This is a genomic window from Plantactinospora sp. CNZ321, assembly GCF_004217235.1.
In genome coordinates this window covers 5,051,268-5,076,840 of record NZ_SHKQ01000001.1, presented here as the reverse complement: position 1 = coordinate 5,076,840, position 25,573 = coordinate 5,051,268, and the positions used below count along the sequence as shown (strand labels likewise).

The following is a 25,573-nucleotide window of genomic DNA, read 5'->3' as shown; positions in this document are numbered from 1 at the left end:
CGCTCCTCTCTCCGGCCGAGCCGGTCTCAGCGTTCCTCCACTCGGACTATCAGCGTTCCTCCACCCGGACCTGGTGCTCGTAGGAGAAGACCAACGCGTGCGGGTCGAGTGCGATCCGGGTCGTCGCCGCACCACGCCGTCCGGAGACCGGGTCGGCGGTGAAGAGCAGCACCTCCTCCACCAACGCGACGCCGGGCAGCTGCTGGAGCACTCCGAAGATCTCGCCGGACTGCACCGGCCGGCCGAACGGCCAGCCCGAGCCGTCCGGGCCGCCGCGTAGCGGGTTGAGATAACCGTAGAGCGCGTCGACAGCGGCGGTCCGGAGCCGCTCGACGGCCGTCCCGGGCCGGGCGGTCAGCCGGGCCGCCACGGTGACGCCCTGGTAGAAGGGGGGCTCCACGGCCAGGCGTACTCCGATGGGCCGGCGCGCGTCCAGGTGCTCGGCGACGGCCGCGAGCATGTCGTCGGGCGGGATCAGCTGCTCGAAGCGCAGTCGGTCACCCAGGTCCGGGACCGCCTCGGGCACGACGAGGACACGTACCCCGCCGGCGTCGGCGCCGCCCCCGGCGGGCAGGCAGCGGATCCGGGCCGCGGCCGGCACCGCCTCTCCGGCGATCAGCTCGTAGTCGCGCGCGGTGACCGCCCGGTCCTGGGCCCGTAGCTGCACCGGACCCCGCTGGCGTGCGCTCTGTACCGACTCGCCGTCCACCCCGCCGGCGGCGGCCTCCCGGTTCTCCACCCGGCTCACGTACGGTACCGAGCTGCGCAGCATCGAAATCGTGCCCCGGGCCACGTTTCCGCGTCGCCCGCCGCCGGTGCGGTACCGGCGGACCCGCAACCGGGCGCCGGTGCGCGGCACCGCGCCGTACCGGCGTAGCGTCCCGTCGGGTTCGCGGACGGCCGGGCCGAATGCCACCTCGCCGACGGTCCGGTCCACCGTCACGCACCGCTCGTCCGGACCCGTGCCGCCGAACGCGTCCACCTCGGTCCACTCCTGCCAGCCGGTGCCGTCGGAGACCTCGACCACGAACGGCTCGTCGTCCGGGATCACCGGCGGACGGAGCACCCGGAATCGTTGCCCCGGCACCCCCGCGGATTCGCCGAGGAGCTCGCCGACCACCGTCTCGGCGTGCACCGCCGAGACCGTACCGCCGATGGTGAAGGCCGACGCGGCCCGGATCGTCGGCGATGCCGAGTAGAACGGCTGTCCGGGCTCGGCGGCCACCAGCCGGCACCGCAGCCAGCCGGCGCGCTGGCCGCCGACGGTGGAGGCGGTGTGTCCGGCCGGGACGTGCAGCACCACGTCGCCGGGCCGGTTGAGTCCACCGGTGGAGTCGCGGTCGACGTCGCACTCCACCCAGCCGGCGCCGTTCCACGCCTCCCAGCGCAGCGGCGGCTGCCGGGGGTCGACCCCGATGCCCTGGACCCGGCTCTCCAGGCGCAGCACCACCGCGCAGGACGGGACCGCCGAGTCCAGGCCGAGCAGCAGGGCGTCGCCGACCGCGGGCGGGTCGGCGAAACAGGGTACGTCCCGGCCGTCCCACACCTGGTCGGTACGGTCCACCGCCGGCCCGTCGGCGGGGTGGACGCGCAGTCCGACCAGCTCGCACGGCACGATCGCCAGGTCGGAGGCGGTGGCGAAGACGATGGCCTCCTCCGTCTCGGTACGGACCGTGCCGGCCTCGGTGCCGGCCCGCAGCAGCACCGTCTCGGCCTGCGGGGCGGCGAGCCAGAACGTGAGGTCAGCCCGGGCGGCGGTCGGCGGGAAGAGTCGGACGCCGATCAGGTCGAGGAAGGCGAGGTAGTTCTTCTCCGGCACCCGGTTCAACCGGTACAGCAGCTCGTCCGTCATCTGAGCGAACGCCTCGATCAGGGTGACTCCCGGGTCGGACACGTTGTGGTCCGTCCACTCCGGACAACGTTGCTGGATGAAGCGCTTGGCGTCGTCGACGAGGTGCTGGAAGCGGCGGTCGTCGAGGTTGGGCGCGGGCAGGGCCATCAGTTCGCCGCCTCCGCCTCGGGCCCGTCGTGTGACGGGATCACGTAGAACGGGAAGACCAGGTTGCGCGGATCGTTGGTGCCCCGGACCAGATAACGGATGTCGATGTAAAGGGTGCCGACGTGCACCTCGTCGAAGCCCACCAGCACGTCCGTGACCTCGATCCGCGGCTCCCAGCGGTCCAGCGCGGCCCGCACCTCGAAGGCGATCTGCCCGGCGGTGTTCTCGTCCGCGGGTGCGAAGACGTAGTCATGCACCCCGCAGCCGAACTCGGGACGCATCGGCCGCTCGCCGGGGGCGGTACCGAGGATCAGCCGGATCGCCTCCACGATCTCCCGTTCCCGGTTGACCAGGGCGATGCCGCCACCGGCGTCCAGCCGCAGTGGGAACGCCCAACCGGCGCCGATGAACTGCTCCGCCACCGCGCTCAGCCCCCGATGATGACGTTGACGGCCCCGGTCAGGATCGTCGCCGAGCAGCTGGTCCGGTCGCCCATCCGGGCGGCGGGAAAGCCGCCGATCAACACCTGCCCCCGCATCGACGGCGGGCCGGGCAGCACGACGTTGCCCGGTCCGAGCGCCAGATGCGGCGGCGGAACCGGACAGGTGCAGAGCGTGCCGACCACCGCGGCCGGCATGCCGCCGATCAGCACGCTGGAGACGCCGAGCGTGGGTCCGCCGGTCGGCACCGGTGCGCCGGCGCCGGGCGGTCCGACCGTACCGGTGGGTGCGCCGTGGCCCACCCTGTCCCCGATCCGGGCTGCTGGTGGCATCGCGTCTCTCCTCCCTCCTGGCCGGGCGGCGGCATCCACCCGGCGTGCGGTGCCGCCCGGTCACCTCCGGCGGCCCTCGTGCTCAGTTGATCCGGACGACCCGGCCGGAGACGGAGACGCTGGCCCCGGTGAGCTTCAGCTCGCCGGCGCCGGCGTCCACCGACACGCCCCGGCCCTGGACCGAGACCGGTCCACCCGACTCGACCCGCACCCCCTGACTCCCCTCGACGGTGACCTCGGTCTTGGCCTCGATCACCACGCTGCCGTCGCTGCGGACCACCACCGAGGTGCCGGCCCGGTCCAGGTGCAGCAGTAGGTTGTCGGTGCCGCTGCGGGTGCGTAACCGCACTCCCTGCGGGGCGGTGGCGGTGGGCCCGTCGAGCAACTCCATCCAGTTGCCGGTGCTTCGGCGGCCGGCTGCCCGGCCCTGCCGGGAGGCGAACGAGAGCCGGTTCACCGTCCCGCTCGTCGGGTCGACCAGCGGTACGTCGTGTGGCGACGGCTGGTCGAGGCCGTTGTACAACCCGCCGACCACGTACGGCCGGTCGAGCATGCCCTGCTCGAACCCGACCAGCACCTCGTCGCCGACCTCGGGGCAGCAGACCCCGCCGCCGCCGAACCCGCCCAGTTGCACCGTCCGGACCCAATCGGTCTCGTACTTGTCGTCCAGCCACGGGAACCGGAGCTTGACCCAACCCCGGTCCCGGCGTTCCGGGTGGTTGCGGTCCAGCGCGGCGTTGACGTCGGTGACCACGCCGATGGCCAGCCCTGGCATCCGGGCCGACCGGGCCGGGGCCAGATCGTTCGCGGCCAGCCCGGCCAGCGACCGGTCCCGGCCACCGCTGACCGTCAGCCAGGTCTGGTAGAACCGCGCCGGGCCGAAGACGTGCCGGCTGGCGGTCACGGTGTACTTGCCGGCGAACGGCCGACCCACCCCGGTCAGCGCGAACGGCACGCCGGCGCGGAGTCGGGGGTTGCCGCGGACGGCTACCTCGAGTTCGGCGAGACCGGCCGCCACCTGGGCAGCCAGGGCGCGGGACACCGTACCGACCTCGGCCAGGGTTTCGTACGGCACGTCGGCGACCAGCATCTCGGCGGTGCCGAACGGGGCCGCCACCTGCCCGGCGGTCACCGGGATGCCGACCTCGTCGCTGTCGCGCACCGGGGTGCGCCCGATCACCGGCTCGCGGGTACGGCGATCCCAGCCCCGCACCTCCACGTCGGTGAACTGGCCGACCGAGGTGACGGTGGCGCGCATGGTGAGCACGTTCCCGTCCACCTCCGCCACGAAGTCGCTGCGCTCGGCGGTCGTCTGGGGGCCCGGGGCGGAGGCGGCGCGGACGGGTCGACGGAACTCGAACCGGCCGTCGACCACTGCCACCTCGGCGCCGTTGTCGGCCGCCAGCATGGTGAGGAACTCCCAGTCGCTGACGTTCGGTTGCGACACCACCTCGTAGACGACGGTCGTGGGATCTATCCGGCCGATCGGCAGGCCGGCGGAGCGGGCGAGTTGTCTGGCGAGGTCGGAAGCCTTCTGGTTGCGGTAGCTGGCGACCCGTCGGCCGCGCATGAGCCGGTGCGACAGGTCCATGGCTCGGATGGTGGTGTAGGTGCCGGTGCCGTCGAACTCTGTCTCGACGGTGACCACCTCCCCGGTGAACAGCGCCGTCTCGCCGTGCCGGTCCCCGGCGCGCACCGCCACGGTCAGCTTGCGGCCGATCGCGACCCCGGTCTGTTGCAGCAGCAGTGAGCCGGGGTCGCGGTAGCGCAGGGTCGCCACCGCCGGCACGCCTGCTCCGTCGTCGACGGAGCCGTACACCAACTCGTCCGGCCACGGATCGGGGAGCCCGTCCACCGGCAGGCCGACCTTGAGCAGATTGGTGAGGTTTCCCTCGGACACGCGATCTACCTGCCTTCGCCAGCGGAGGCGGCCGTTCCGGCCGGCAGGCCGGGGTCGCGGGACGGCACGGGCGGGAACTCGTCGGCGGCGGGCAGCAGCAGTTCGGAGCCGGGGCGCAGCCGGGTCGGGTCGTCGAGATCGTTCGCCTCGGCGATCACCCGCCACACCGTCGGATCGCCGTACTCCCGATGGGCCAGCAGCGGCAGCGAGTCGCCGTCCACCACCCGGTGCACCCGTCGGGCAGAGCGACTGCCGGAGGTGGGGTTCTGGCCGGGCTTGCTGCCGCTGATCTCGGTCAGGTTGAGGTCGCAGGTCGCCCGCAGCGGGGTACCGGAGCTGTTGAACAGGGTGTACGTCGCGGTGACCTGGCTGACGTACGAGTAGAACGAGACGGTCTGGAACTGGCCCCAGGTGAACTTCACCCACGGTGGCGACGGTGCCTTGGCCGCGATGCTGGCCGTGGTCGGCGTGCAGCAGGCCAACAGGCTCTCGACCCGTTGCTGCACCGTGCGGCTGTGCGTGTCGGTCACGTCGAGGAACACGGTCAGGGCGAGGGCGCGCGGTTCCGAACCGCTGAACTCCGGGATCCCGACCTGCTCCGCGCCGCGGACCACGTGCGGAATCCAGGCCGCCGACTTGGTCAGGGTCAACTGGTTCGGGTTGAACATGAAGGCGATCGGGCCGCCGAGCGGACCGCCGGGACGGTTGCCGCCGCCCGGTGGTGGCTGATAGCGCTGGAGGAACGCGGAGACCTTGCCGGTCGGTCTCGTCATGGCGCCACCGCCCCGCCGGTCCGGCACCGTGGTCGTGGCATCTAGCCCACCTCCAGGAAACCGTTGTACGCGAGTTCGATACTCTCCGTCGCCGCCTCGGAGCGGCTGGGCCCGAAGGAAGGACCGGTCCAGCGGACGAGTACGACGTCGGCCAAGCCCCACTGCACCAGCAGCGCCCGGTCGGGCCGCAGCGCCGCGATCTGGGCGGTGCCCCGGGTGATCCCCTGCGGGAGGGCGGAGAGCAGTCGGGCCACCTTGGCCGTGTCCGGAATCAGCGGGCGGGTGAGGGTGACGTTGGTGTAGCGCACCCGGGACGGCAGTTGCCAGACGAAGCCGTTGTTGCCGCCCTCCTGGTGCTGCTCCACCTCGACCTCGCAGCCGAGCCCGTCGCACGAGCTCCAGTCGCCGAGGTCGATCCCGTCGATGCGGAGCCGGAAGTGGATGCTGGTGCCCGGATCGGTACCGGTCATCGTGCACCGTCCAGCCATCGACCGTTACGCTCACGGCCCAGCCGGAGTTCGGCCCGCAACAGCCGGGAGATCGGCTCGACGAGGCGGTGTGCGAGTTCGTCCAGGGCCCGGCGGTCGAGATGGTGGAACCGTTCGGCGCTGTCCCGCTCGTCGCGTGCCGGGCCCGAGGAGCCGCGCGGGCGACCACCCGTCGAGTCGGAACCTGCCGTCCAACCGGCGCCCCCGGCGGTTCCCGTACGGCTGGCGGTCGGTGGGTTGGCCGCCGCCGATCGCTTCTGGACGATCGGTCCGGACCGGGTCGGCGCCGTCGTCGCGGTACTGACGGTGGTGGCAGCGCGCGAGGTCCGCTGCACCGGCAGCGCGGCTCCGGCCGCTCGGGGCGGAGTGGCACCGCGCGGACTCGTCACCACCCTGGACCCGGCGGCGCCGGCCAGCGCCGGCCGCGCCCGGGCCCTGGCACCCGGATCCGGGCCGGGCGGCGGGGGGACCGACACGGCGACGGCGGACGCCGGCCGCGCCGGGCCGGCGACCCGCCGGGGGAGTGGTCGCGCGTGCGCCCGGCGAGGGTCCGGGGCCGGTGCGGTCCGGCTTCCGGAATCGGAGGAAACTGCTTCGGATCCCATCATGGTGGGCGCCTCCTCGCTGGTCGCCGGAGTTCGGCCGGTCGTCGCGGCGGTGTTGGCCGACGGGTCCGACCCGCTGCCGGCGGGTGGGGTCCAGCGGATCGGCACCGCCGGTCCGGTCGGGCCGCGGGTGCCGGCGGGCATCCTCGTTCGGGAGTCCGCGCGGAGTGCCGCCGGGGTCGCGGCGGTCCGTTGCAGGATCGGCAGCCCGGGCCGTTGACCGAGCAGCGGCAGCAGGTTCGGCCGTCCGCCGGCCGGTTCGGTCCCGGCGGCGTGCCGGTGCGGAGCCGCTTCGCCCGACCGCGTCGCGGCCGGCCCGGCCCCTCGCCGCCAGTCCGCCGGGATGGCCGACCCGACCGTGGCCAGCGCCGCCCCGCCCGGTGGCCTGGCGGTCGGCGGTGGCGTGGCGGTGTTCGGCGGCGGGGACTGCGGTCGGGGGGCCGGCACCCGGCTGCGGGGTTGCCCGGCGGGCACCTCGGGGTGCGGCCGTCCGACCAGTGTCCGAGGCTGCGGTTCGACGGGATCTCGGCCCGGTCGGGCCGCGTGGCCCCGAGCCTTGGACCCCGCGGTGGCCGCGCCGTCCCCGGGGGTCGGACGCCTTCCCGGCAGCGGGCGCGGCGTAACCGGATCCGGCGGCTCGGGCGCGGTGGCGGGAGGGCTGGGCGGGTCGGCGGACGGCCGGGGCGGGTCGATCCGGGCGGGGCCGGGGGTGACCGGCGGTCGGGGCCGGATCACGAGCCGGGGCTGGACCTCCGGGCCGAGCGGGGCACCGAGGCCGACGCGCGGCCCGGACGGCGGGCCTGGCCGGTGAGCGGGCGGAGCGCCCGGGCCCGTCGGGACACCCGGGGACGGTTCGCCGCCAGGGCCGGCGGATCCCGCTCCGGCGGTCGGGCCGGGGGCGGTCGGGCCGGGGTGCGGCGTCGTACCGCCGGGGCCGGGTGTGCCGGGACGGACCAGCGGGACCGGGCCGTGGGCGGGGACGGTGGGACCACCCGGGTTTGCGGGGGCGCCGGGGTGGTTAACCGGTGCCGTCCCGCTCCCCTCCGACGTGCCGGCGGTCGACGGGCCGCGACCCCGCTCCACACTGGACCGTTGTAGTGGTGTCCCGGGGCTGCCGGACGTCTCGGCACCGGGTTCCGGACGCGTCGACCGGGGCATGGACCGGCTCGCGGCCGGCCGGAGCACCGTCGGCACCGTGGCCGGAGCGGACGGGTCGGGGGCCGGCAACACGATGGGTTCGCCGAGACCGAGCCGGGGCGCCGAGGCGCCGGTTCGGTGGGGCCGTGAGACCGGCGCGGGCGCGCCACCCGGTGCGTCGGGCACCTCGCCTCGCCCGGTCGGCCCGGCCGGAGCGGCGACGACCGGGGGCGGGGTGGCCGTGCCGGGCCCGGGCGAGGGCGGGGTGACGGGAGAAAACGGAGGCGGCGCGGGGGAGACCGGGGCGGCGGGCGACCTGCTGCTCTGGGACGTCGCTCGGGAGGGCGCCGACGAGGCGTTGCCGGAATTGCCGGTGTTCGCGGGGAAGCCAGTGCGGTCCGCACCGGGCCGGGCGGCGGAGGCCGGCGGCCGGAGGGGACGACCGGTGGCCTCGGGCAAGACAGCCGGAAGTCGCCGAGGCGCAGCGGCGACCCGGGCGACCGTCAGCGGCGTGCCGGTCCGACGAGCCGGAGAGGGGCGTACCGGCGTCGCCCCGGCGGTCGGCGTCGTGGCGGCACCGGTCAGGGGTGCACCTCCGACCTCGGCCGTCGGACCGGCGTCGGACTCGGGCGGTTCACCGGGAGCCGGGGACGGCGACCCCGGGTCGGGCCGGCGGCGCACCGGCGGGACCCGCCGGGCCCGCGCCGCCGGTGGCGGTGCCGCTGGTGCCGGTGGCAGCGGACGGAGCAGGTCGTACGCCAGCCCTCCGGGCGCGTCGGGGCTGACCAGGTGCGCCAGCGGACTCCGGAGGGCGGGGTTCTGCCAGGTGGCCAGCCGGCACCGGAACCCGACCGGGTCGCTGAGCGGCATCTCGGCACCGGTGAGCAGACCGGCCATCGACGGCACACCCCGCCAGCCTGGATCGGTGGGTCCTCGCCCCGGACCGGCGGCCGGTGCCGGTGTCGGTGTCGGTGTCTGGTCCACCCTGGACCCGGTCGGTCCGCGCCACCGCCGGAGCAGGTCGCGTACGCCCATTGCTGATCACCGGCCTTCGTTGACGCGGGTGTTGATGGCGGCGATCTCCGTGACGTAGCGCCGCCGTTCGTCGTGGCGCAGGTCGAGAATCTCGTCCCGGGACCAGTGGAAGTGGTAGGCGACGTACGCGACCTCCTCGTAGAGCCGGTCGGTCGCGTACGTCACGATTCCCCCGGGCGACCACCGGCGAGGTCCACCTCGAAGCCTGATGCGCAGTGCGGGCAGGTGACCGCCGCGCGACTGTGCCCCTCCGCGTTGATCCGCCGGTAGAAGTCCTGCAGGAAGGCCAGGTCCGAGGCGAACAACCGTTCCACCTGCTCGGCCCGTATCTCGGTGACCGTGCCCAGCCGGGTGATGACCATGCTGAGCAGCACGACCGACAGGTACGCGGGATTGTCCTTGACTCTCAGGTCGACCAGCGGGGCGAGTTCGTCGCGGGCGGTGGCCAGCCGCATGGTGCCGTTGCGGTGCACGGTGCCCGTCTCGTCGACGTACCCCCGGGGAAGCTCGAAGTTGAACTCGGTCTGCAGCCTGGGCGGCCCGGACGGGGCGGTGGAGACGACCGCCGGGACGGCGTCCGCGCCGTCCGGCGGCTCGTCCAGGGCGGTGTGCGAAACGGTACGTCGCCTCATCGACCTCGCGGCGTGCGGACCCGGCCGCCGGGGCCGGGGAGGAACGCCGCTGCCTCCCTTCAGATAGTCGGTGCGGGTGCACCGGGGGACGTCACGGACCTCCGTCGCCTCAGGAGCTGGTGATGCCCTCGAAGACGATCGTGATCTTCTCGGTGGCCGGGGACGTGTCGCCGGCCCGCAGGCTGGGGCCCTCCCACCGGCTCACCCAGGCGTTGGTCAGGTCCCACCGGCGCTGCTCCGCGTTCTCGGCGTCCACGATGATCACGCTGATGTTCTGTCGGGCGGTGTTGATCGCGCCCTTCTCGTAGGTGTCCTTGATCCACTCGGTGAACGCGCTGCTCTTGTCCAGGCCGCGGGTGATGGTCACCTCGCCGCCCTTCCGCGCCCCGGGTATCTTGCGGAGGATGTACTCCCCGGTCGGGGTGACCTGGGTGACCTCGATCGCGTCGAGCTCCACGGTGAGGCCGCTGACCTCCTGCACCGACTCGACGCGGGCCTTGCCCAGCTCCACCTGGAACCGGTGGGTTACGAAGGTGTCGCCCGTCTCCGCCATCGCTGGCTACCGTCCTCTCCCTGTCGCCGCACTGCTGTCCACCGTGGAAAATGTCCTTTGGGTCATTCCGAGACGAGGCTGCTGCTGTCGGAGTACTGGGACAGCCGGAAGACGACGAACTCGGCCGGCTTCACCGGGGAGACCCCGACCTCGCAGACCACCCGACCGCGGTCGACGGACTCCGGCGGGTTGGTCTCCCGGTCGCACTTGACGTAGAAGGCCTCGGCGGCGGTGCCGCCGAACAGCGCCCCGCCGCGCCACTCCTCGGTGAGAAACGCGGCGATGTTGCGCCGGATCGTGCCCCAGAGCCGTTCGTCGTTCGGTTCGAAGACCGCCCACTGGGTACCGAGCAGGATCGACTCCTCAAGGTAGTTGAACAGCCGGCGGACGTTGATGTAGCGCCAGGAGGGGTCCGAGGAGAGAGTCCGGGCACCCCACACCCGGATTCCCCGGCCCGGGAAGGCGCGGATGCAGTTCACCCCCACCGGGTTGAGCAGGTCCTGCTCGCCCTTCGTCACCGTGTTCTGCACCTCGACCACCCCCCGGAGCACGTCGTTCGCGGGTGCCTTGTGGACCCCGCGCTCCGCGTCAGTGCGCGACCACAGCCCGGCAACGTGTCCGCTCGGCGGGAGGAACCGGTGCTGCCCGCTCGTCGGGTCGAACACCTTGATCCACGGGTAGTAGAGGGCGGCGAACCGCGAGTCGTATCCCGCCTCCTGCTGCCGCCAGGTCAGCACCTGGCGTGCGGTCAGCTCCGGCGGCGGATCGAGGATCGCCATCCGGTCGCCCAACTGCTCGCAATGCGAGACGACCGCCAACTGGACCGCCTTGACGTCGTCGAGGCCGATCCGCCCCTGCTGGTACGCGCTCATCAGATCGGGCACCGCGACCATGGTGATCTCGTCGATCACCTCCAGCCCGCCGAAGCCGGTCCGGGCATCCGGGTCGCCGACGTAGTCGTCGGCGGAGACCCGGGCGGGCAGGCCGGTGCCGTCGGCCGGTGCCGGCGGTACGGCCACCGACTGCTTCTCCGGCCGGGCCAGCGCGTTCGCCGGTGCCGCCTCCTCGACTGCGATCAGCCGCGACCGCTCCCGTACCTGGTTGACCACGTACGCCTTGGTGTTCCGCTTCGCGGAGACGTCGAACGTCTCCCGTTCCGTGCGACCCTGCCGAACCACCAGCCTGAACCGGTCCTCCGGCACGGAGTCACCCTCGATGTCGGCCACCTCCACGGTGAGGTCGCCGGTGTCGCCGGAGTCGGGCAGCGCCCGGACGGTGAAGGTGCCGAGCGGCACCGGCGGCCCGGTGAGCGTCCGCTCCGCCGCGCTCCCGCCGTTCGGCGCGTCCGGGGCACCGACCCGGACCACGTAGCAGGCGCCGCCACCGTTGGCGAAGTAGCCGTACACCGCGTGGGCCAGATAGGCGTCTTCGACCATCTCTCCGAACGTCTGGACGAACTGGCTCCAGTTGGTCACCAGGGTCGCGGTGTTGAACGGACCCCTGGCGGCGAAGCCCACGAAGGCGGCGACGGCGGTACCCACCCCCTCGATCGGGCGTGAGCCGCTCGGCACCTCCTCCACGTACACCCCGGGTGACAGGTACGACGGCATGGACAGACTCCCTCGGGCACGACAGCGATCCGTGGGAACAGTCTGTGGCGGTGCGGGACCGGGAACCACGACCCGACGGGCGGGCACGGGGGAAGCCGTTGCTACCCGATGGGGCAGTTCCGGGCGGGCACCGTCAAATGGCGGATGTCTGTGTGGACCGGTGCCGGAAGACTCCGCGTACCCGAGGGACACCTCGGCCTTTCCCGCCGCGCTCGCGGCCCGGATTCCCGGAGTGCTCGGATGATCGTGCTGGAGCCCGCCGCCCGGCGGTTCGTCGAGGCGACCGCGAGCCCGCCGTACCTGCACCAGTTGGGCCCGGAGCGGGGCCGGCGGTTCCTCGCCGAACTCCAGTCCGGAAACCTCGCCAGGCCCGACGCGGATCTGGAGGATCGGACCGTAGGTGCGGATCCGGCCCGTGCGGTGCCGATCCGGATCGTCCGGCCGGCGGGCGCCATCGGCCGGTTGCCGGTGATCCTCTACCTGCACGGCGCCGGTTGGGTCTTCGGCGACTGCCACACCCACGACCGGCTGATCCGGGAGCTGGCCGTCGGCACCGGCGCGGCGGTGGTCTTTCCGCACTACAGCCTCTCGCCCGAGGCGCGTTATCCGCTGGCGGTGCAGGAGTGCTACGCGGTGCTGTGCTGGCTCGCCGGGTCCGGGGCGGCGGACCTCGACGGCCAACTGGTGGTCGTGGCCGGCGACTCGGTGGGCGCCAACCTGGCCGCCGCGGTGACCCTGCTGGCGAAGCGGCACGCCGGCCCGAGACCGGTCGGGCAGGTGCTCTTCTACCCGGTTACCGACGCGCGGTTCGAGACCCCGTCGTACCGCACCTTTGCCGAGGGCTTCCATCTGCGCCGCGACACGATGCGCTGGTACTGGGACCAGTACGCGCCGGACGAGGCGGTCCGGGCCGAGGTGACCGCCTCGCCGCTGCGGGCGGATCTCGGGCAGCTCGCCGGGCTGCCGCCGGCACTCGTGATCACGGCCGAGGCCGACGTGCTCCGCGACGAGGGCGAGGCGTACGCCCACCGGCTGCGGGCGGCCGGGGTCCCGGTCTCGGCGACCCGGTACCAGGGCATCGTCCACGACTTCGTGATGCTCGACGGGCTGCGCGGCACCGAGGCGGCCGAGGCGGCCATCACCCAGGCGGTCATCTTCCTCAAGCGGGCACTGAGGGTGGCCTGAGCCTGATTCGCGTCGTGGCCGCCGGCATTGCCTGAGCCTCGATCCACCGATGAATGCTGGGTTGGTGGTGCCCCGAAGATAGAAGGTGCCCTCTGAGCTGGAAGGATAGGAGTTGCGAAGCTTCTATCGTCTGGCTCGAAAGGGCACCTCGCAGGTGAGACTACGCCATGACGCGCCGGTGGTGCGCGCGACGTTCGATGATCCGAATCTGGTGTCGTGTGCCGGCCTCGTTCCGGTGATGCGCCTGGCCCAGCAGGCGGGTCTGCACGACGCGGTCACCGACCGGGTCCGGCTGCCGACGGACAAGGGCGCCAATCCTGCGGGGAAGGTCGCCACGATCGTGGCCGGGATGCTCGCGGGCGCGGACAGCATCGACGACCTCGACATCGCCCGACACGGTGGCATGCGGTCGCTGTTCACCAGCGTGTACGCCCCGTCGACACTCGGGTCGTTCCTACGCACCTTCACGCACGGACACGTGCGGCAGCTGCAGGCCGCCGCCCGTGGCACCCTGATCGGCCTGGCCGGGCGGGCGCCGATCCTCGCCGGCGCCGACGTGCTGACCTTTGTGGATATCGACTCGATGCTGCGGCGGGTCTACGGCAAGCAGAAGCAGGGCATCGGGTTCGGCCACGCGAAGATCGGCGGCTACAACGTCTACCTGCGCGGCTACAACCCTCTCGTCGCCACCGTCTCCACACCGCTGTCAGCGCCGGTGATCGCTGCTACCCGGCTGCGTTCGGGCAACGCCGGCTCAGCCCGGGGCGCCGCGAGCATGATCGCCGAAACGATCACCACCGCCCGGGCCTGCGGGGCATCAGGGGAGATCGTCGTGCGAGCGGACTCGGCGTTCTACGCCAAGACCGTGATCGACACATGCCGACGCCGTAACGTCAGGTTCTCGGTCACCACCCGGATCGACGCGAAGATCCGCACCGCGTGCGACAGCATCACCGAAGGGCAGTGGGCCGACATCAAGTACCCGCAGGCCGTCTGGGACGAAAACGCCGGGCGGTGGATCTCCGACGCGCAGATCGCCGAAACCACCTACACCGCCTTCGCGGGCACCCGGCACCAGGTGACCGCCCGGCTGATCGTGCGCCGGATCCGCCGCGACGACCCGGCACAGATCCCCGGCCAGGAAGAACTGGTGCCGACCTACCGGTATCACGCGGTACTCACCGACAGCCCGTTCACCCTGGTCCAAGCCGAGGCCCAACACCGCGGCCACGCCATCATCGAGCAGGTCAACGCCGACCTGATCGCCGGCCCGCTGGCGCACCTCCCGTCGGGTCGGTTCGCCGCCAACGACGCCTGGCTGACCTGCGCCGCGATCGCACACAACCTCACCCGTGCCACCGGACACCTCGCCGGCAGCGCCTGCGCGACCGCCCGGCCCGCCACCATCCGCACCCGAATCATCACCGTCGCCGCCCGGCTCGCCCACCGAGCCCGCCGCGTCCACCTGCACCTCCCCGAACACTGGCCCTGGCAAGCCGGGTTCGACAACCTGTTCACCGCCGTCCACCCAGCACCCAGCTGACCACGCCACATCAACCGAAACCGGCGGCCCGACCACAGGCCACAACCCCTGCCCCACCCCCACAGCCGAGCCCGGAGCAAGCCGAACGCCGTGGTCGGCCGCTTCCACACGGCCGAAAGTCACTCAACACCGAAATGATCAACCAGCGTTCGACGACAACTGCGTCGGTGGATCGAGGCTGAGCAGCAGTCCCTTCAACCGGGTCCGGTTTGACCTTCGAGTCGGCCGTTGGGCAGGCGTTCCTGCGGGACGTCGCCGCGCTGATCGCGAGTATGGCAACACCCCGGGCCGGAACGCCCGGGGTGTTCCCTTACCCGAAAGCGGCATCCACCCTCGGCAGTTCGGCTCCCGAACATTCGCCGGCCCTTGGGCGAGAGGCGAAGCGAGCCGCCTCAGTCACGCTGCGCCGCTGACGCGGGCTTATCCGAATCTCTTCTTCCACGATTCCTTGAAGCGTTGCCGCTTGCCCGTCTTGGGTGGCGGGTCGCTGTCATGACCCGGTGCGGGGCCACCGGTCGGGGGGCCTGATGGGGGGCCCGACGGGGCGCTCGGCGCGGGTGCTGGGGGCGCCACGTAGCTCGGGTCGTAGTTCAGCGCCTCGTTGGCGTTGAGCGCCCTGACCAAATCAAAGACAGCCAGCGCCACCGTCGGCCATTCGGCGACGTGTGCGAGGTCGCGCATTCTGCGTAGTTCCAGGATCGGGGCACGTAGATCCGCCGAGGGCCCGACCCGATCCATCCGTTCACCGAATGCCCCCATCGACTCAAGATCAGTGTACCTGGCCTGTCCGACTTCGGGCTCCGGGAAGATTTCCTGGTAGCCATGGGGAGAAAGGATGTCGGTGGAGTCCGTGAGCTCGCGGAGCCAAAGGTCCCTGGTGACGTGGTCGAAGGCTCTTGCCGGCCGGTTGGCCTGGCTGATGCCGCCCTTGATGACCGGCTCGTCGGGACCCCCGCCGATGCGACCTCCACTGAACACAAGGTCGACGAATTCCTGGCCGTACTCCGCGCTGAGGAATGTCTTCTCGGCCGGCGGCAGGGTTTTGAAGATCTCTGCCAGGTCGGTGCGGGCGAGCATCGGCGCGATCGACTTCGCGAACGGCATCGAGACCCCTCGCCCGGCCTCGATGAGGTAGGACACCACCAGATTGAGCAGACCACGCAACTCTGGGCTGCCGAAATCGTTCGGAACGTCTGGCCGGGCACGGAGGCTTGCGATCGCGGCGGCGGTGTGCGCGACGGTCTTATTCATGATCCGGTTAATGTCGTCCATGCTGTTCAGGTCGACGAAAGCGCGCTGCTGCGCGTTGGCAGCGGACGCCACGGTGGGGGCGGGTTGCCCGGACGGTACGGGATTGGCGATGTAGCCCATCAGCTCATCCAGCCGGTCAAGCCGCAGACCGGCCGTGACCTGTGGCTTCGCCCCTAGCTGCCCGACGCGGCCCACCACCGCGTAACCACCGGTGAAGGATGCGGCCGTGGTACCGCCCACAGCCACGTCGGTTGCCCGATGGATGCCCTCGGGAACCAGGAGATTGGCGATGGCCAGGATGTTGTTCATGACTTGCACCAGCTGTTCCCGCCCGGCGTCGGTTTCGGGCACGTGCCCAACCACGAACTCCAGATCGGAGCCAGCCAACGACTCATCGGCCTCGACGTGGAAGCCCTGCCCCGTCAGGATTCTCTCGTGCTTGCGTAGGGCGCGCATCCGGTCATGCTCGGCAGGGGGATGACGCGGCTCGAACTGGGTCGTACGGCCGCGGGGCGGGGGCCCCTGTCGGGCCGGTGGCGGAACGTCCCCCAGTGGTCCTAACTCGGCATCGGTAGGCAGGGCATCGGAAGAAGAAGACGACGGTGGATTATCGTATGTCGGGATGTCCCCCACTCCTGCTAAATCAGCGGTTGTGATCGGAGTGTTGTACACCGATGTGCTCGTTTCATTACCACCAGCCTCGAACTCGAAGCCGACATCGCGCTGGACGGCGATCCGTTGGGCTGGCACCGCCGGCTCGGTAGCCGGCGCAGTCCTGTCCACAACGCGTTGAGCGGGCATCGAATCAGCTGCCTTTACCGCGGCCCGCTCGTGGCGGTCCGAGGGATGGCTGACCGATATACCGTTGCCCATGTCGGTGCCTTCCACCGAACCGCGGCTTTGCTGGTTGACGTGCTCCAGTTCGTGCCGCAGCATCCGGCGTCCCTCGCCGGACGTGGGATCGTAGCGCCCTTGCTGGAACGCGATGTGCGTACCGGTGGTGAACGCGTTTGCCCCCAACGACTTTGCGGCATGGTGCGCCGCGGCGTCCCGGTGGATGCGGACCGCAGACTGATCGTGGCCGGTCACCGCCTCCATGTCGGCCCGCACGGCCGGCGCCAGCGGCTCACCCGCACTGCGCACGACGGCATCCACCGAGGCCCGAGTCGCATCGGCGGCCGGATCATGGCTTTGGTCCCGCTGCACGCTGCCGCCCGTCCACGACGCGACGAGCCGTCCGACCGCGGAGTTACCGGCCAACCGCTGCAACGCCAGCAGCCGACCCGGATCCGCCGGGTGGGCGGGGGAAAGTCGATCGACGTCGGCACGGTGCACAGTCCGCCCCGGTGGGGTCGGGCGCTGCCGTGCACCGGGTTGATCGTGCGCGTGCATGGACCCTCCCCAGCTCGGTGAACAGGCACCCATCAGATTTTCCTCCGGATTCGACCAGTCCATAAGAGCCTTAAGGGCAACGCCTGTTGCCCGGAGGCCGGCCAACCGGGCAACGAAGTGATCTCGCAAGACCTCGACGAGGAAGCGTTGTGCCAGCCCGGGGATGGCGTCGGCACCGACGAGGACATTCGAGCGGAGCCGCTGCTGGAAGCTGCTCATTCAGAGGACGTGTAGGGGCTCCCCGCGCGGTCGGTGCCCGCCGAACTCGCTCTCCAGCAGCAGCCGGCCGAGCTTGCGGTACTCCCGCTGCACCGCGCCGACCAGGTCCGCCATCCGTACCGGTCGACCCGCCTCCGCCGCCAGGTAAGCCGCGGTCACCACGCAAGCCCGGATGCTGCCACCGGACAACTCGAAGTTGCCGGCGCAGAAATCCAGGTCCAGGTCATCGTCGCGGGGCAGTTCGGTGCCGAGGCAGTGGTCCCAGAGCGCCCGCCGCTGCGCCGCGTCCGGCATCGCGAAGTCGACGATCAGGTCGAGTCGCCGGGTGAACGCCTCGTCCAGGTTGGCCCGCAGGTTCGTGGTCAGCACCGCGACGCCGTCGAAGGACTCCATCCGTTGCAGCAGGTAGGCGCTCTCCAGGTTGGCATAGCGGTCGTGCGCGTCGTTGACCTCGGACCGCTTGCCGAAGATCGCGTCCGCCTCGTCGAACAGGAGCAGGCCGTTGATCCCGGCCGCCTCGGTGAAGATCCGTTCGAGGTTCTTCTCCGTCTGGCCGACGTACTTGTCCACGACCGTGGAGAGGTCCACGACGTACAGGTCCAGACCGAGGTCGGCGGCGACCACCTCCGCCGACATGGTCTTGCCGGTGCCGGAGTCGCCGGCGAACAGCGCCAGCACGCCCCGGCCCCGCCCGCCGCCGGGGCGCATCCGCCAGTGGCCCAGCACCCGGTCCCGGTACCGCACCCGGAGTGCCAGCTCGCGCAGCTGGTCGTGGACCGGACCGGGGAGCACCAGGTCGGCCCAGCCGACGCCGGGTTCGATCCGCCGGGCCAGCCGGGCCAGGCCGCCGGCGTTCTGCCCGCGTACCCCGGCGCGCAGGTGGCCGGAGTCGACCCGGTCGGCGCCGGCGAAGAGGGCCAGCTGGTCGGCGGCCTGCGCGGCCCGCCGCACCTGGTCCGGGCCGAGCAGGTACGGCGCCAACTCGCGCGCCGGGTCCACGCCCTCGAACCAACCGGCGGGGCGGTCCGCGTCCCGTGCCCCACCGGCCGTTCGCCACAGCCGGGCCCGGCCCCGCTCGTCCAGCGGCGGGGCGGTGACCAGCAGCGGTGCCCGCCACGTCCAGTGTGGATCCCACTCGGCCGACCCGGTGAGCAGCACCGGCACCGGCTGGTCGGCGACCCGGCGCAGCAGCCGGGCGTGCTCCGGCCGCCCGACCGGATCGAGCGCCTGCACCGGGCCGGCGACCAGGCCGGCACCACGCAGTCGGGCCTCCCGTACCGTCGTGGCCAGCGCCTCGGCGGGGGCGGGGTCGGCGGCCAGCGCCTCCAGGTCGAGCCGGAGCACCGACCAGCCGGCCCGGACCAGCGCCGTCACGGCCAGGTCTTCGGCGGCGCCGCCAGGGCGCTCCCGCAGGTAGCCCAGGCGCACCCCGGAGCGCAGCGCGGCGCCGAGCCGCTCGGCGGTCCGGCTCCGCTCCGACCCGTCCGGCACGCCGCCGGGCGGTTCCACGGCGGCGTGGTCCTCCGCCGGCCAGGACACTCCGGCCAGCCGGGCGTCCAGGGTGTCGTCGCCGAGCAGGTGCGCGGCCACCCGGTCGGGCACCCGCAGTGAACGGGACAGGTACGGCTGATCCGGCTGCTCGACCAGCAGCAGCCCGTCGGCGACCAGCGGCGCGGATCCGGTGAACCGGGACCGGCCGGCGGCGTCGCCCGGCGGTCTTCCGCACAACTCCAGGACCAGCCCCACGGTCGCCCGGCGCCGGCTGACGTCGTCGTTGAGGTAGCCGTAGAGCCGCTCGTACCGGGGTTCGACGTCGGGGAGCATCGCGACGAGCAGCACCTCCACGTCCAGTCCGGTGAGCCCGAAGGCGTCTGCCAACCGCCGCAGCCTCGGCTCGGTCCCGGCTTCGGTGGCCCGGTCCGCCCGTTCCTCCGCCGCTGCCCGCGCCCGCGCCTCGGCCGGATCCACCGGCTCCGGTCCGGGCGACCGGGCCAGCAGACGGTCGACGTCGTCCGCCGCGAGGTACAGGCCCCGGAACGGGTCGTCCGGCCGGGGATCGTCCCGGCGGCGTTCGGCGACCAGTCGATCCACCCGGGCCGCGACCAGCCCGAGCCGGTCCCACAGGTACGCCATGCCGTCCGCGTCGCTCACCGCCGGTCGTCCTGTCCGGCGCCCGGACCGGCACCGACCCGCTCCGCCCCGTCCCGGTCGTCGTCCCGGCGGCGCGGTGCGGCGGTGCGGCTGCGAAGGCTCGCCAGGCGCCCGGCGGTGTCGCTGACCAGGACCATCCGTTCCCGCACCGGCGGCGCGGCCACGATCCGGCGGGTCGACACCGGTGCGACGACCACCAGGTCCAACGAGGGTTTGAGTTCTCCACCGAGCGCGGTCCACACGTCGGCCAGCGCCCGCCCCTCGCCGGGTGGCGCGGCGACCGCCATCGGCACCGCCAGGCGCAGCGCCGCCAGCGAGCCGGTCAGCCGTGCGGCCGGCAGTTCGTCGTACCGGACCAGCCCGGCCAGCAGTGCGGCGAGTAGCCGGTGCTCGTCCGTGGGCCGATTGGTCCAGACGGTGACCAGGTAGGACAGCGCGAAGAAGTGCGGCGACTCGTGCCAGGCAACCGTCCGGTCCGCGGCGTCGCGCTCGGCGATCCGACCCTGGAAGTTCCGCGACCGGTCCTCCCGGATGTCGTAGAGAAACAGGTTCACCGTCGGCGCGTTGCGCCGGGCAGCCCACTGCCGGGTGGGCGGGTCGAACGACACGTCCACCCCGGTGTCCGCCAGCATCTCGTCCACGACCAGACCGCGCAGTCCCTCGTCGATTTCGTGTATCACGCGTCCGCCCCCATTTCTCGTCACCAACGCCGGTGCAGCAGTCCGGGTGGTTGCTGGGCCGGCAACACCACCAGGAACGGTGTGCGTACCGGACGGAATCCGGTGCCGGTGGCCACCGCCTGCCGGCCGCCCAGCCGGTCCTTCGGCAGCACCAGCAACTGGGCCGTGAAACTGCCGTCGGCCGCCGGCCGCACCGGCGGGGCGGCGGCGGTGATCCCAAGGTCCCAGGAGAGCCGCAGCGGCCGGCCGGGCGGAAAGTCCACGCCCCGGATCGAGGCGACGAACCCGGGCGGCCCGATCGGCGGCACCGCCACGATCCGTGGCGCGAGCACCCGCAGCGGCCCGCGCGCGGTGTCGTTGTCCGGGTCGGCGTTGCCGCCGGTGGTGCTGACGGTGCCCTGGACGGTCGTGCGCAGCGCCGTGCCCGGGGCGAGCGTTCCGGTGACGGTGGCGGCGGCGCCCGGGGCGAGGTCCGGCACCGGGCAGCCGTCGGTCGGGCAGCTGGACAGGGCCCCGCCGACCGGTACCCCGCCGGGCAGTCCGGGCCGGACCCGCAGACCGGTCGCGGTTGTCCCGCCCGCGTTGCGCACCGTGTACCTGACGGTGACGGTGCCGCCGACGTACCCCGGCTGCGGGTCGAGGGAGAGGGTCAACGCCGGGTCGGCCGGGCTGCCCGGCGGCGCGGGAACGACCCGTACCGTGGTCGCCGCGCGGTTGTCCGACGGATCCGTGTCGATCGGGTCGGCCTCGACCGACCAGTTCAGTGCGAAGTCACCCGGGGCGGTGCCCACCAGGTCGACCCCGATCTCGACGGTGCGCCCCACGCCGAGGCGGCCCAGCGCGCAGCTCAGGGTGGCGAGTACGCACTCGCCGACCGGGGTGTCGAGGCCGGTCACGGAGAGCCCGGGCGGAACGTCGAGGCTGCCCCGGACGTCGTCGGCGGGCGTCGGCCCCTGGTCGGTGACGGCGAGCCGCAGCGAGGTCCGGCCGCCCACCGTGGTGCCGGGCGCGGGTGCCGACACGGCGGTGGCGATGTCGAAGCGGCGCTGCCAACTCGGTTCCTTCTGCCGTCCCGGCAGGTGCCCGGTCAGCGGCCGGACGCTGCCGTCGCCGAGGTCGTAGCTCCACAGCGCCTCGGGCGAGTTGTTGTCCTCGGCCCGCCGCGCCGAGAAGGCGAGCCGCTCGCCGTCCGGCGACCAGGCGACGTCCCGCGGCTGGTGCGGACCGTCCTCGCGGTCCGGCACCGCAACGGCGCAGGAACCGCCGCCGGGCAGCACCAGCCGGCACCGGTTGCCGTCCAGGTCGACCAGGACCAGTCCGTCGGCTTCCCGGTTGAAGACCAGCCGGGTGCCGTCCGGGGAGAAGGCGGCGCTGTCGTCGACGACCGGGCAGCCGCTGCCGCAGATCGCGGCGGTCAGGTCCGCCTGGTCGAGCCCGTCCGTGGCGTTGGCGGTCCAGATGTGGGTCGACACGTCGCCCCGGTAGGTGCCCCGGGTGAAGGCCAGCCGGGTGCCGTCGGGCGACCAGGCCGGCTGGGTGTCGTCGAGTCCGGCCAGGGCGTCCGGGACCGGCAGGTCCAGCAGCCGCCGCCCGGTGTCGACGTCGACCACCTCGATCCGGGAAGGTGTGCGCGGCGCCTCGGGCCCGTCACCGGGCGAGCTGCGGACCAGCGCGAGCCGGGTGCCGTCCGGCGACCAGGCCGGGTCCGTCTCTCGATCACCGCGCGCCCGCCCGGCGATCGGCAGCGGCCGTGGCCCGCCGCCGTCGGCGTCCACGATCCAGATCCGTTCGGTCCGGACGCCGTCGACCGTCTCGAACCGGCTGACCGCGATCCGCTGCCCGTCGGGCGAGTACGCCTGCCGCTCGAACCACGGATCGCCGTCGACCGGCTCCCAGAGTAGTCGGGAGTCGGTGGTGGCCCCGGGATCCTCGCGCAGCACCGGCACGCGCAGGTCGCGGGGATCCACCCCGTCCGGACGGATGTCCTGCAGGGTGGCGGTGGTCCGGTCCGGGGCGCTGGTCCGGGCGACCAGCAGCGATTCGGTGCCCGCGCCCGGGGCGGCATACCAGGTGGGATGGCTGACGTCGCGGTCCTCGGCGAGCCGCGGCACCACCACGCACGCGCACGGATCCTCCCGGACCAGCACCGAGTAGATCCGGTCGACGCTCCCGACCGTTTCGCCGTCCGGCAGGGTACGACTCACGAACGCCACGGTCGCCCCGTCGGCCGTCCACGCCGGCTCCCGGGCCTGCCAGCCGGGCCGCAGCATCCGGACCCGGCCGGCGCCGTCCGGCGCGGCGAGCCACACCTCGGGATGTGGCTCGGCCGGACCGACGGTGAAGGCGATGCGTCGGTGCGTCGGGTTCGGGTCCCATGCCGGTTCGGCGGCCCCGGTGGGTTCGGCGGTGACCCTGGTGATCGGCCCGCCGTCGACGGGCACCCGGTGGATCTGCGGAAGCGCGTCGCCGCCGCGCCGACCGGCGAAGGCCAGCGTGTTGCCGTCCGGTGCCCAGGTCGGCCAGGTGTTGTCGCCGGTCCCGTCGGTTACCCGTCGGCTGCCGCCGCCGTCGATGTCGACCACGTAGATGTCGTGCCCGCCGTCGTCCCGGCCGGCCGGCGAGCTGTACGCGATCCGCGCACCGTCCGGGGAGAGCACCGGCCGGGACTCGTCGGTCGAGTTCCGGGTGACCCGGAGCACCGGGGCCGTGCCCCGGCGCAGGTACACCTCGGTGGTGCGTTCGTCGCGTCGACTTACCCAGGTCATCGCCGACCCGCGAGCCGAAACCTCGTCGTCGAAATGGTCGGGCCCGGACTCGAAGAGAGGCGCCGCAGTCGCCGCTGATCCCGTACCCCGAACGATTCCGAGGCTGCGGTGCCCGGTGCCGGCGTACGCGATCCGCTGACTCACCGCAGGGTTCGGCGCCGGGCCGGGCGCTGCCGTCGGAGCCGGCGCGGACGCGGCCCGGCCCTGGCCGACGAAGCCGGCGACGGGCGGCAGCGCGCCGACGAGCAGCACGGCCAGCACGGTCAGTACGGCGGGGAATCCGATCGGACGTCGCAAGTGGACCTCATCGGGCGTGCGGTGGGATGGAGGTGACCAGCGGGCCAGCCACCACCATCGTCCGACGGTCTCCGGCCGACCGGTGCGGACCGGAAGGCAGAGTCGGGGGCAACGGTGCCGGCCCGTTCAGGCAACCGGCGTCCGGCGGCGCCGCTCGGTTGTCAGATCAAGTTGGGCGGGGCTGTCCGGTTGTCAGATCAACCCGTTGCGCAGGGCGTAGGCGACGGCGTGCGCCCGGTTGCGCAGTTGCAGCCGGCTGGTGACGCCGTGCAGTACGTTCTTCACGGTCCGCTCGGAATAGGAGAGCTTGCTGGCGATTTCCCGGGTGTCGAACCCGTCCGCGACCAGCCGCAGCACGTCCACCTCGCGAGTGCTCAAGCCCAGCAGGGTGAGGCCGCGCGGTTCGAGTATCTGCCGCTGGAGTCGGCCCACCTGGGCCATGAGCCGACCGAGCAGGTCGGCGGGGAGCGCGCCCTCGCCGCGGGCGACGGCCAGGACGGTGTGGCTGAGCAGTTCCGCGCTTGCCTCGGTCCGGCGGACCACTCCCACCACGCCGTGCTCCACCGCGAGAGACAACCCGGCATCGTCGATGCTGGCCGGCACCAGCACCAGTTTGGCCCGGCAGGCCCGGTGCAGTTGGCGTAGCAGCCGGGCGGCCGACTCGTCGAGAGAGTCGATGACCACCAGCGCGACGCTCTCGGATGTCTCCCGGCCCGGCTCGACCACCAACAGGTCCGGCCGGAAACGGAGCTGAGTCTCCACCCCGAGCCGCGAGATCGGGTCCTCCGCGTGGACGCTAACCGTGACACGGTGCACTCCAGCCTCCCAGCACTGCTCGACGCCCTGTCCGGGGCGTCCGGTCCGGACGGTGCCGCCGCGCCGATGCGTACGGCGATACGGCTGAGGGTGCCGGACGGGACTTCGCGGGCACCTAACGTGGACCTAACGGGCAGCGGATCTGCCCGCGCCGGTACCCCGGCGGCCGGTCCGGGCCGGTCCCGTCCCGCCTACGGTCGGGGACATGAGCATCTCGTTGGGCCTGGTGGAGACTCCGACGGTGGTCGTGCCGGGCGAAAGCGTCGACATCCCGGTGATGGTCCGGAACTCGGGTGACGTCGTCGAGGGGTACGACCTCGACGTGGTCGGCATGCCGAGCACCTGGGCGACGTTCGACCCACCGAGGGTCTCCCTCTATCCCGGCGCGAGCGAGACCGTCACGCTCACCGTTCGGCCGCCCCGGTCCTCGGAGGTCCGTGCGGGGGAGCTGCCGTACGGCGTACGGGTGGTGCCGTCCGAGACGCCGCAGACCGCCACGGTCGAGGAAGCCGTGCTGACCATCGCGCCGTTCTCCGAGGTGAGCGCGGAACTACGGCCGCAGGTGCGCCGGGCGCGGCTCGGCGCTCGCTACCATCTCGCCGGAGTCAACGGCGGCAACGTCGAAGAGACGCTGACCGTCACCGCGGTCGACGGTGCCGAAGAGCTACGCTTCGCGCCCCGGCCGAGGACGACGACCCTGGCGGCGGGCGAGCGGTACGCGGCCGTCCTCGGCGTACGGGCACGGCGGCTGCTCTGGCGGGGCACTCCAAGGCATCTGCCGTTCCGGGCAGTGCTGGGCGATGCGTCGGGCCGGGCCGTCACCCTGGACGGCACACTGGTGCAGCAGCCTGTCCTCTCCGCCTGGCTGCTCAAAATGCTGGCGGTGCTGCTGGCGTTGCTGCTGCTTCTGCTCGCCCTCTGGTTCGGGCTGCTGCGTCCGGCGGTGACGTCTGCGGCCCGGGAGGCCGTCGACGAGGGCGTGGCGCAGGTCGCGACCGAAGCGGAGGAGGCGGCGAGCGAGGCCGCCGGTGCGGCGGCGCGGGACGCGATTGAACAGGAACGGGCGGCGGCCCCTGCCGCACCGACGCCGCCACCGTCGACCGCCGGCAGTAGCGACGCCACCAGCCGGGGCGGAGAGTTCGCCACCTCGCTGGTGCTGCGGACCAACCGCGGAGGTACGGCGTCGCGCAGCTACACCGTGCCCCGCGGCCGGGTGCTCCTGATCACCGATTTCCTGGTCGACAACCCGCAGGGAGACACCGGGACCCTGACCGTCACCGCCGACGACGTCCGGGTGGTCACCTACGGGCTGGAGAACTTCCGTAACCAGGACTACCACTCGGTCACCCCGATCAGGGTCACGGCCGGGGCCCGGGTGACCCTCACCGTCGTCTGCCGGCGACCGGGCACCCCGGTCGGCGCTCCCGCGCCGAGGACCTGCCAGGAAGGGCTCTACCTCAACGGCACCCTCGCACGGTCCGCCGGGACGGGCTCCTGACGAGGCGTACCGGCCGACGCTTGCGGCGCCGGCCACTCCGATCCGGCACGTCTTCGCCGATCAGGGCTTCGCCGGCCGGTTCGTCGACTGGCCCAAGAACGTCCTGAGCACCACGGTCGAGATCGTCCGAAAACCCGCCGACCAGCAGGGTTTCGTCGCACTACATGCCCGGGTAACCCACATCCAAAACGCTCACTGGGGTGGGCTGCCCCCGGGATGTGGATACCCTGAGCCTCTGGACGCTGGTTCGGAGGAAGGCATGTCCCCGTTGC

Annotated in this window: 19 protein-coding genes and 1 pseudogene; 4 read left to right on the top strand and 16 right to left on the bottom strand. The window is 72.7% G+C overall.

Annotation, left to right across the window (positions count from 1 at the left end; genetic code table 11):
* Positions 1–49 precede the first annotated feature (49 nt).
* From EV371_RS21945 to EV371_RS21900, 11 genes are all read right to left on the bottom strand, one after another.
* Positions 50–1,999, bottom strand: a complete 1,950-nt coding sequence (locus EV371_RS21945; RefSeq protein ID WP_130463716.1) for a putative baseplate assembly protein — start codon at positions 1,997–1,999, stop codon at positions 50–52.
* Positions 1,999–2,421, bottom strand: coding sequence for a GPW/gp25 family protein (locus EV371_RS21940; protein WP_130463715.1), 423 nt, complete (start codon positions 2,419–2,421; stop codon positions 1,999–2,001). The genes EV371_RS21945 and EV371_RS21940 overlap by 1 nt, the downstream gene beginning before the upstream one ends.
* Before the next feature lie 5 nt (positions 2,422–2,426).
* Positions 2,427–2,771, bottom strand: a complete 345-nt coding sequence (locus EV371_RS21935; RefSeq protein WP_130463714.1) for a PAAR domain-containing protein — start codon at positions 2,769–2,771, stop codon at positions 2,427–2,429.
* Positions 2,772–2,853: 82 nt separating this feature from the next.
* Positions 2,854–4,671, bottom strand: a complete 1,818-nt coding sequence (locus EV371_RS21930; RefSeq protein ID WP_165436803.1) for a VgrG-related protein — start codon at positions 4,669–4,671, stop codon at positions 2,854–2,856.
* Positions 4,672–4,676: 5 nt separating this feature from the next.
* Positions 4,677–5,444 carry a CIS tube protein gene (locus EV371_RS21925; RefSeq protein WP_165436802.1) on the bottom strand — a complete coding sequence of 256 codons (768 nt, stop codon included), beginning with the start codon at positions 5,442–5,444 and terminating at the stop codon, positions 4,677–4,679.
* 41 nt (positions 5,445–5,485) lie between these two features.
* Positions 5,486–5,914, bottom strand: a complete 429-nt coding sequence (locus tag EV371_RS21920; protein WP_130463712.1) for a phage tail protein — start codon at positions 5,912–5,914, stop codon at positions 5,486–5,488.
* Positions 5,911–6,984 carry a hypothetical protein gene (locus EV371_RS21915; protein ID WP_130463711.1) on the bottom strand — a complete coding sequence of 358 codons (1,074 nt, stop codon included), beginning with the start codon at positions 6,982–6,984 and terminating at the stop codon, positions 5,911–5,913. The genes EV371_RS21920 and EV371_RS21915 overlap by 4 nt, the downstream gene beginning before the upstream one ends.
* A 1,731-nt stretch (positions 6,985–8,715) precedes the next feature.
* Positions 8,716–8,874, bottom strand: a complete 159-nt coding sequence (locus tag EV371_RS33520) for a DUF6760 family protein (protein ID WP_165436801.1) — start codon at positions 8,872–8,874, stop codon at positions 8,716–8,718.
* A complete protein-coding gene (locus EV371_RS21910) occupies positions 8,871–9,341 on the bottom strand; it encodes a zinc-ribbon domain-containing protein (protein WP_130463710.1) in 471 nt (156 codons plus the stop codon). Before EV371_RS21910 ends, EV371_RS33520 begins: the two co-directional genes overlap by 4 nt.
* A 109-nt stretch (positions 9,342–9,450) precedes the next feature.
* The gene (locus EV371_RS21905) at positions 9,451–9,894 is read right to left on the bottom strand and encodes a phage tail protein (protein WP_130463709.1); all 444 of its coding nucleotides are present in this window, start codon (positions 9,892–9,894) and stop codon (positions 9,451–9,453) included.
* A 62-nt stretch (positions 9,895–9,956) separates the two neighbouring features.
* Positions 9,957–11,504 (bottom strand): phage tail sheath subtilisin-like domain-containing protein, encoded by a 1,548-nt coding sequence (locus EV371_RS21900; protein ID WP_130463708.1) that lies wholly within the window; start codon positions 11,502–11,504, stop codon positions 9,957–9,959.
* Between the two features lie 240 nt (positions 11,505–11,744).
* Here EV371_RS21900 and EV371_RS21895 point away from each other — a divergent pair, with 240 nt between their 5' ends.
* Complete coding sequence (locus EV371_RS21895; protein WP_130463707.1) at positions 11,745–12,689, top strand: alpha/beta hydrolase fold domain-containing protein; 945 nt, start codon at positions 11,745–11,747, stop codon at positions 12,687–12,689.
* A gap of 154 nt (positions 12,690–12,843) precedes the next feature.
* Positions 12,844–14,232: an IS1380 family transposase gene (locus EV371_RS21890; protein ID WP_165436649.1), complete on the top strand. Its 1,389-nt coding sequence runs from the start codon at positions 12,844–12,846 to the stop codon at positions 14,230–14,232.
* Between the two features lie 420 nt (positions 14,233–14,652).
* Here EV371_RS21890 and EV371_RS21885 read toward each other — a convergent pair whose 3' ends face one another.
* The 5 genes from EV371_RS21885 to EV371_RS21865 all read right to left on the bottom strand — a co-directional run bounded on the left by EV371_RS21885 (position 14,653) and on the right by EV371_RS21865 (position 23,803).
* A complete protein-coding gene (locus tag EV371_RS21885; protein WP_130463706.1) occupies positions 14,653–17,094 on the bottom strand; it encodes an eCIS core domain-containing protein in 2,442 nt (813 codons plus the stop codon).
* The gene (locus EV371_RS21880) at positions 17,095–19,245 is read right to left on the bottom strand and encodes an ATP-binding protein (RefSeq protein WP_486484744.1); all 2,151 of its coding nucleotides are present in this window, start codon (positions 19,243–19,245) and stop codon (positions 17,095–17,097) included. It abuts the gene before it with no gap.
* Positions 19,242–19,925 carry a Pvc16 family protein gene (locus EV371_RS21875; RefSeq protein WP_130463705.1) on the bottom strand — a complete coding sequence of 228 codons (684 nt, stop codon included), beginning with the start codon at positions 19,923–19,925 and terminating at the stop codon, positions 19,242–19,244. The genes EV371_RS21880 and EV371_RS21875 overlap by 4 nt, the downstream gene beginning before the upstream one ends.
* Before the next feature lie 20 nt (positions 19,926–19,945).
* Complete coding sequence (locus EV371_RS21870) at positions 19,946–22,987, bottom strand: DUF11 domain-containing protein (protein ID WP_130463704.1); 3,042 nt, start codon at positions 22,985–22,987, stop codon at positions 19,946–19,948.
* 192 nt (positions 22,988–23,179) lie between these two features.
* The gene (locus EV371_RS21865; protein ID WP_130463703.1) at positions 23,180–23,803 is read right to left on the bottom strand and encodes a response regulator transcription factor; all 624 of its coding nucleotides are present in this window, start codon (positions 23,801–23,803) and stop codon (positions 23,180–23,182) included.
* 205 nt (positions 23,804–24,008) lie between these two features.
* Here EV371_RS21865 and EV371_RS21860 point away from each other — a divergent pair, with 205 nt between their 5' ends.
* On the top strand, positions 24,009–25,301 hold the full coding sequence (locus EV371_RS21860; RefSeq protein WP_130463702.1) for a hydrolytic protein: 1,293 nt from the start codon (positions 24,009–24,011) through the stop codon (positions 25,299–25,301).
* 43 nt (positions 25,302–25,344) lie between these two features.
* Positions 25,345–25,473 (top strand): annotated as a pseudogene (locus EV371_RS34550) (IS5-like element ISFal3A family transposase); the annotation flags it as partial.
* Positions 25,474–25,573 lie beyond the last annotated feature (100 nt).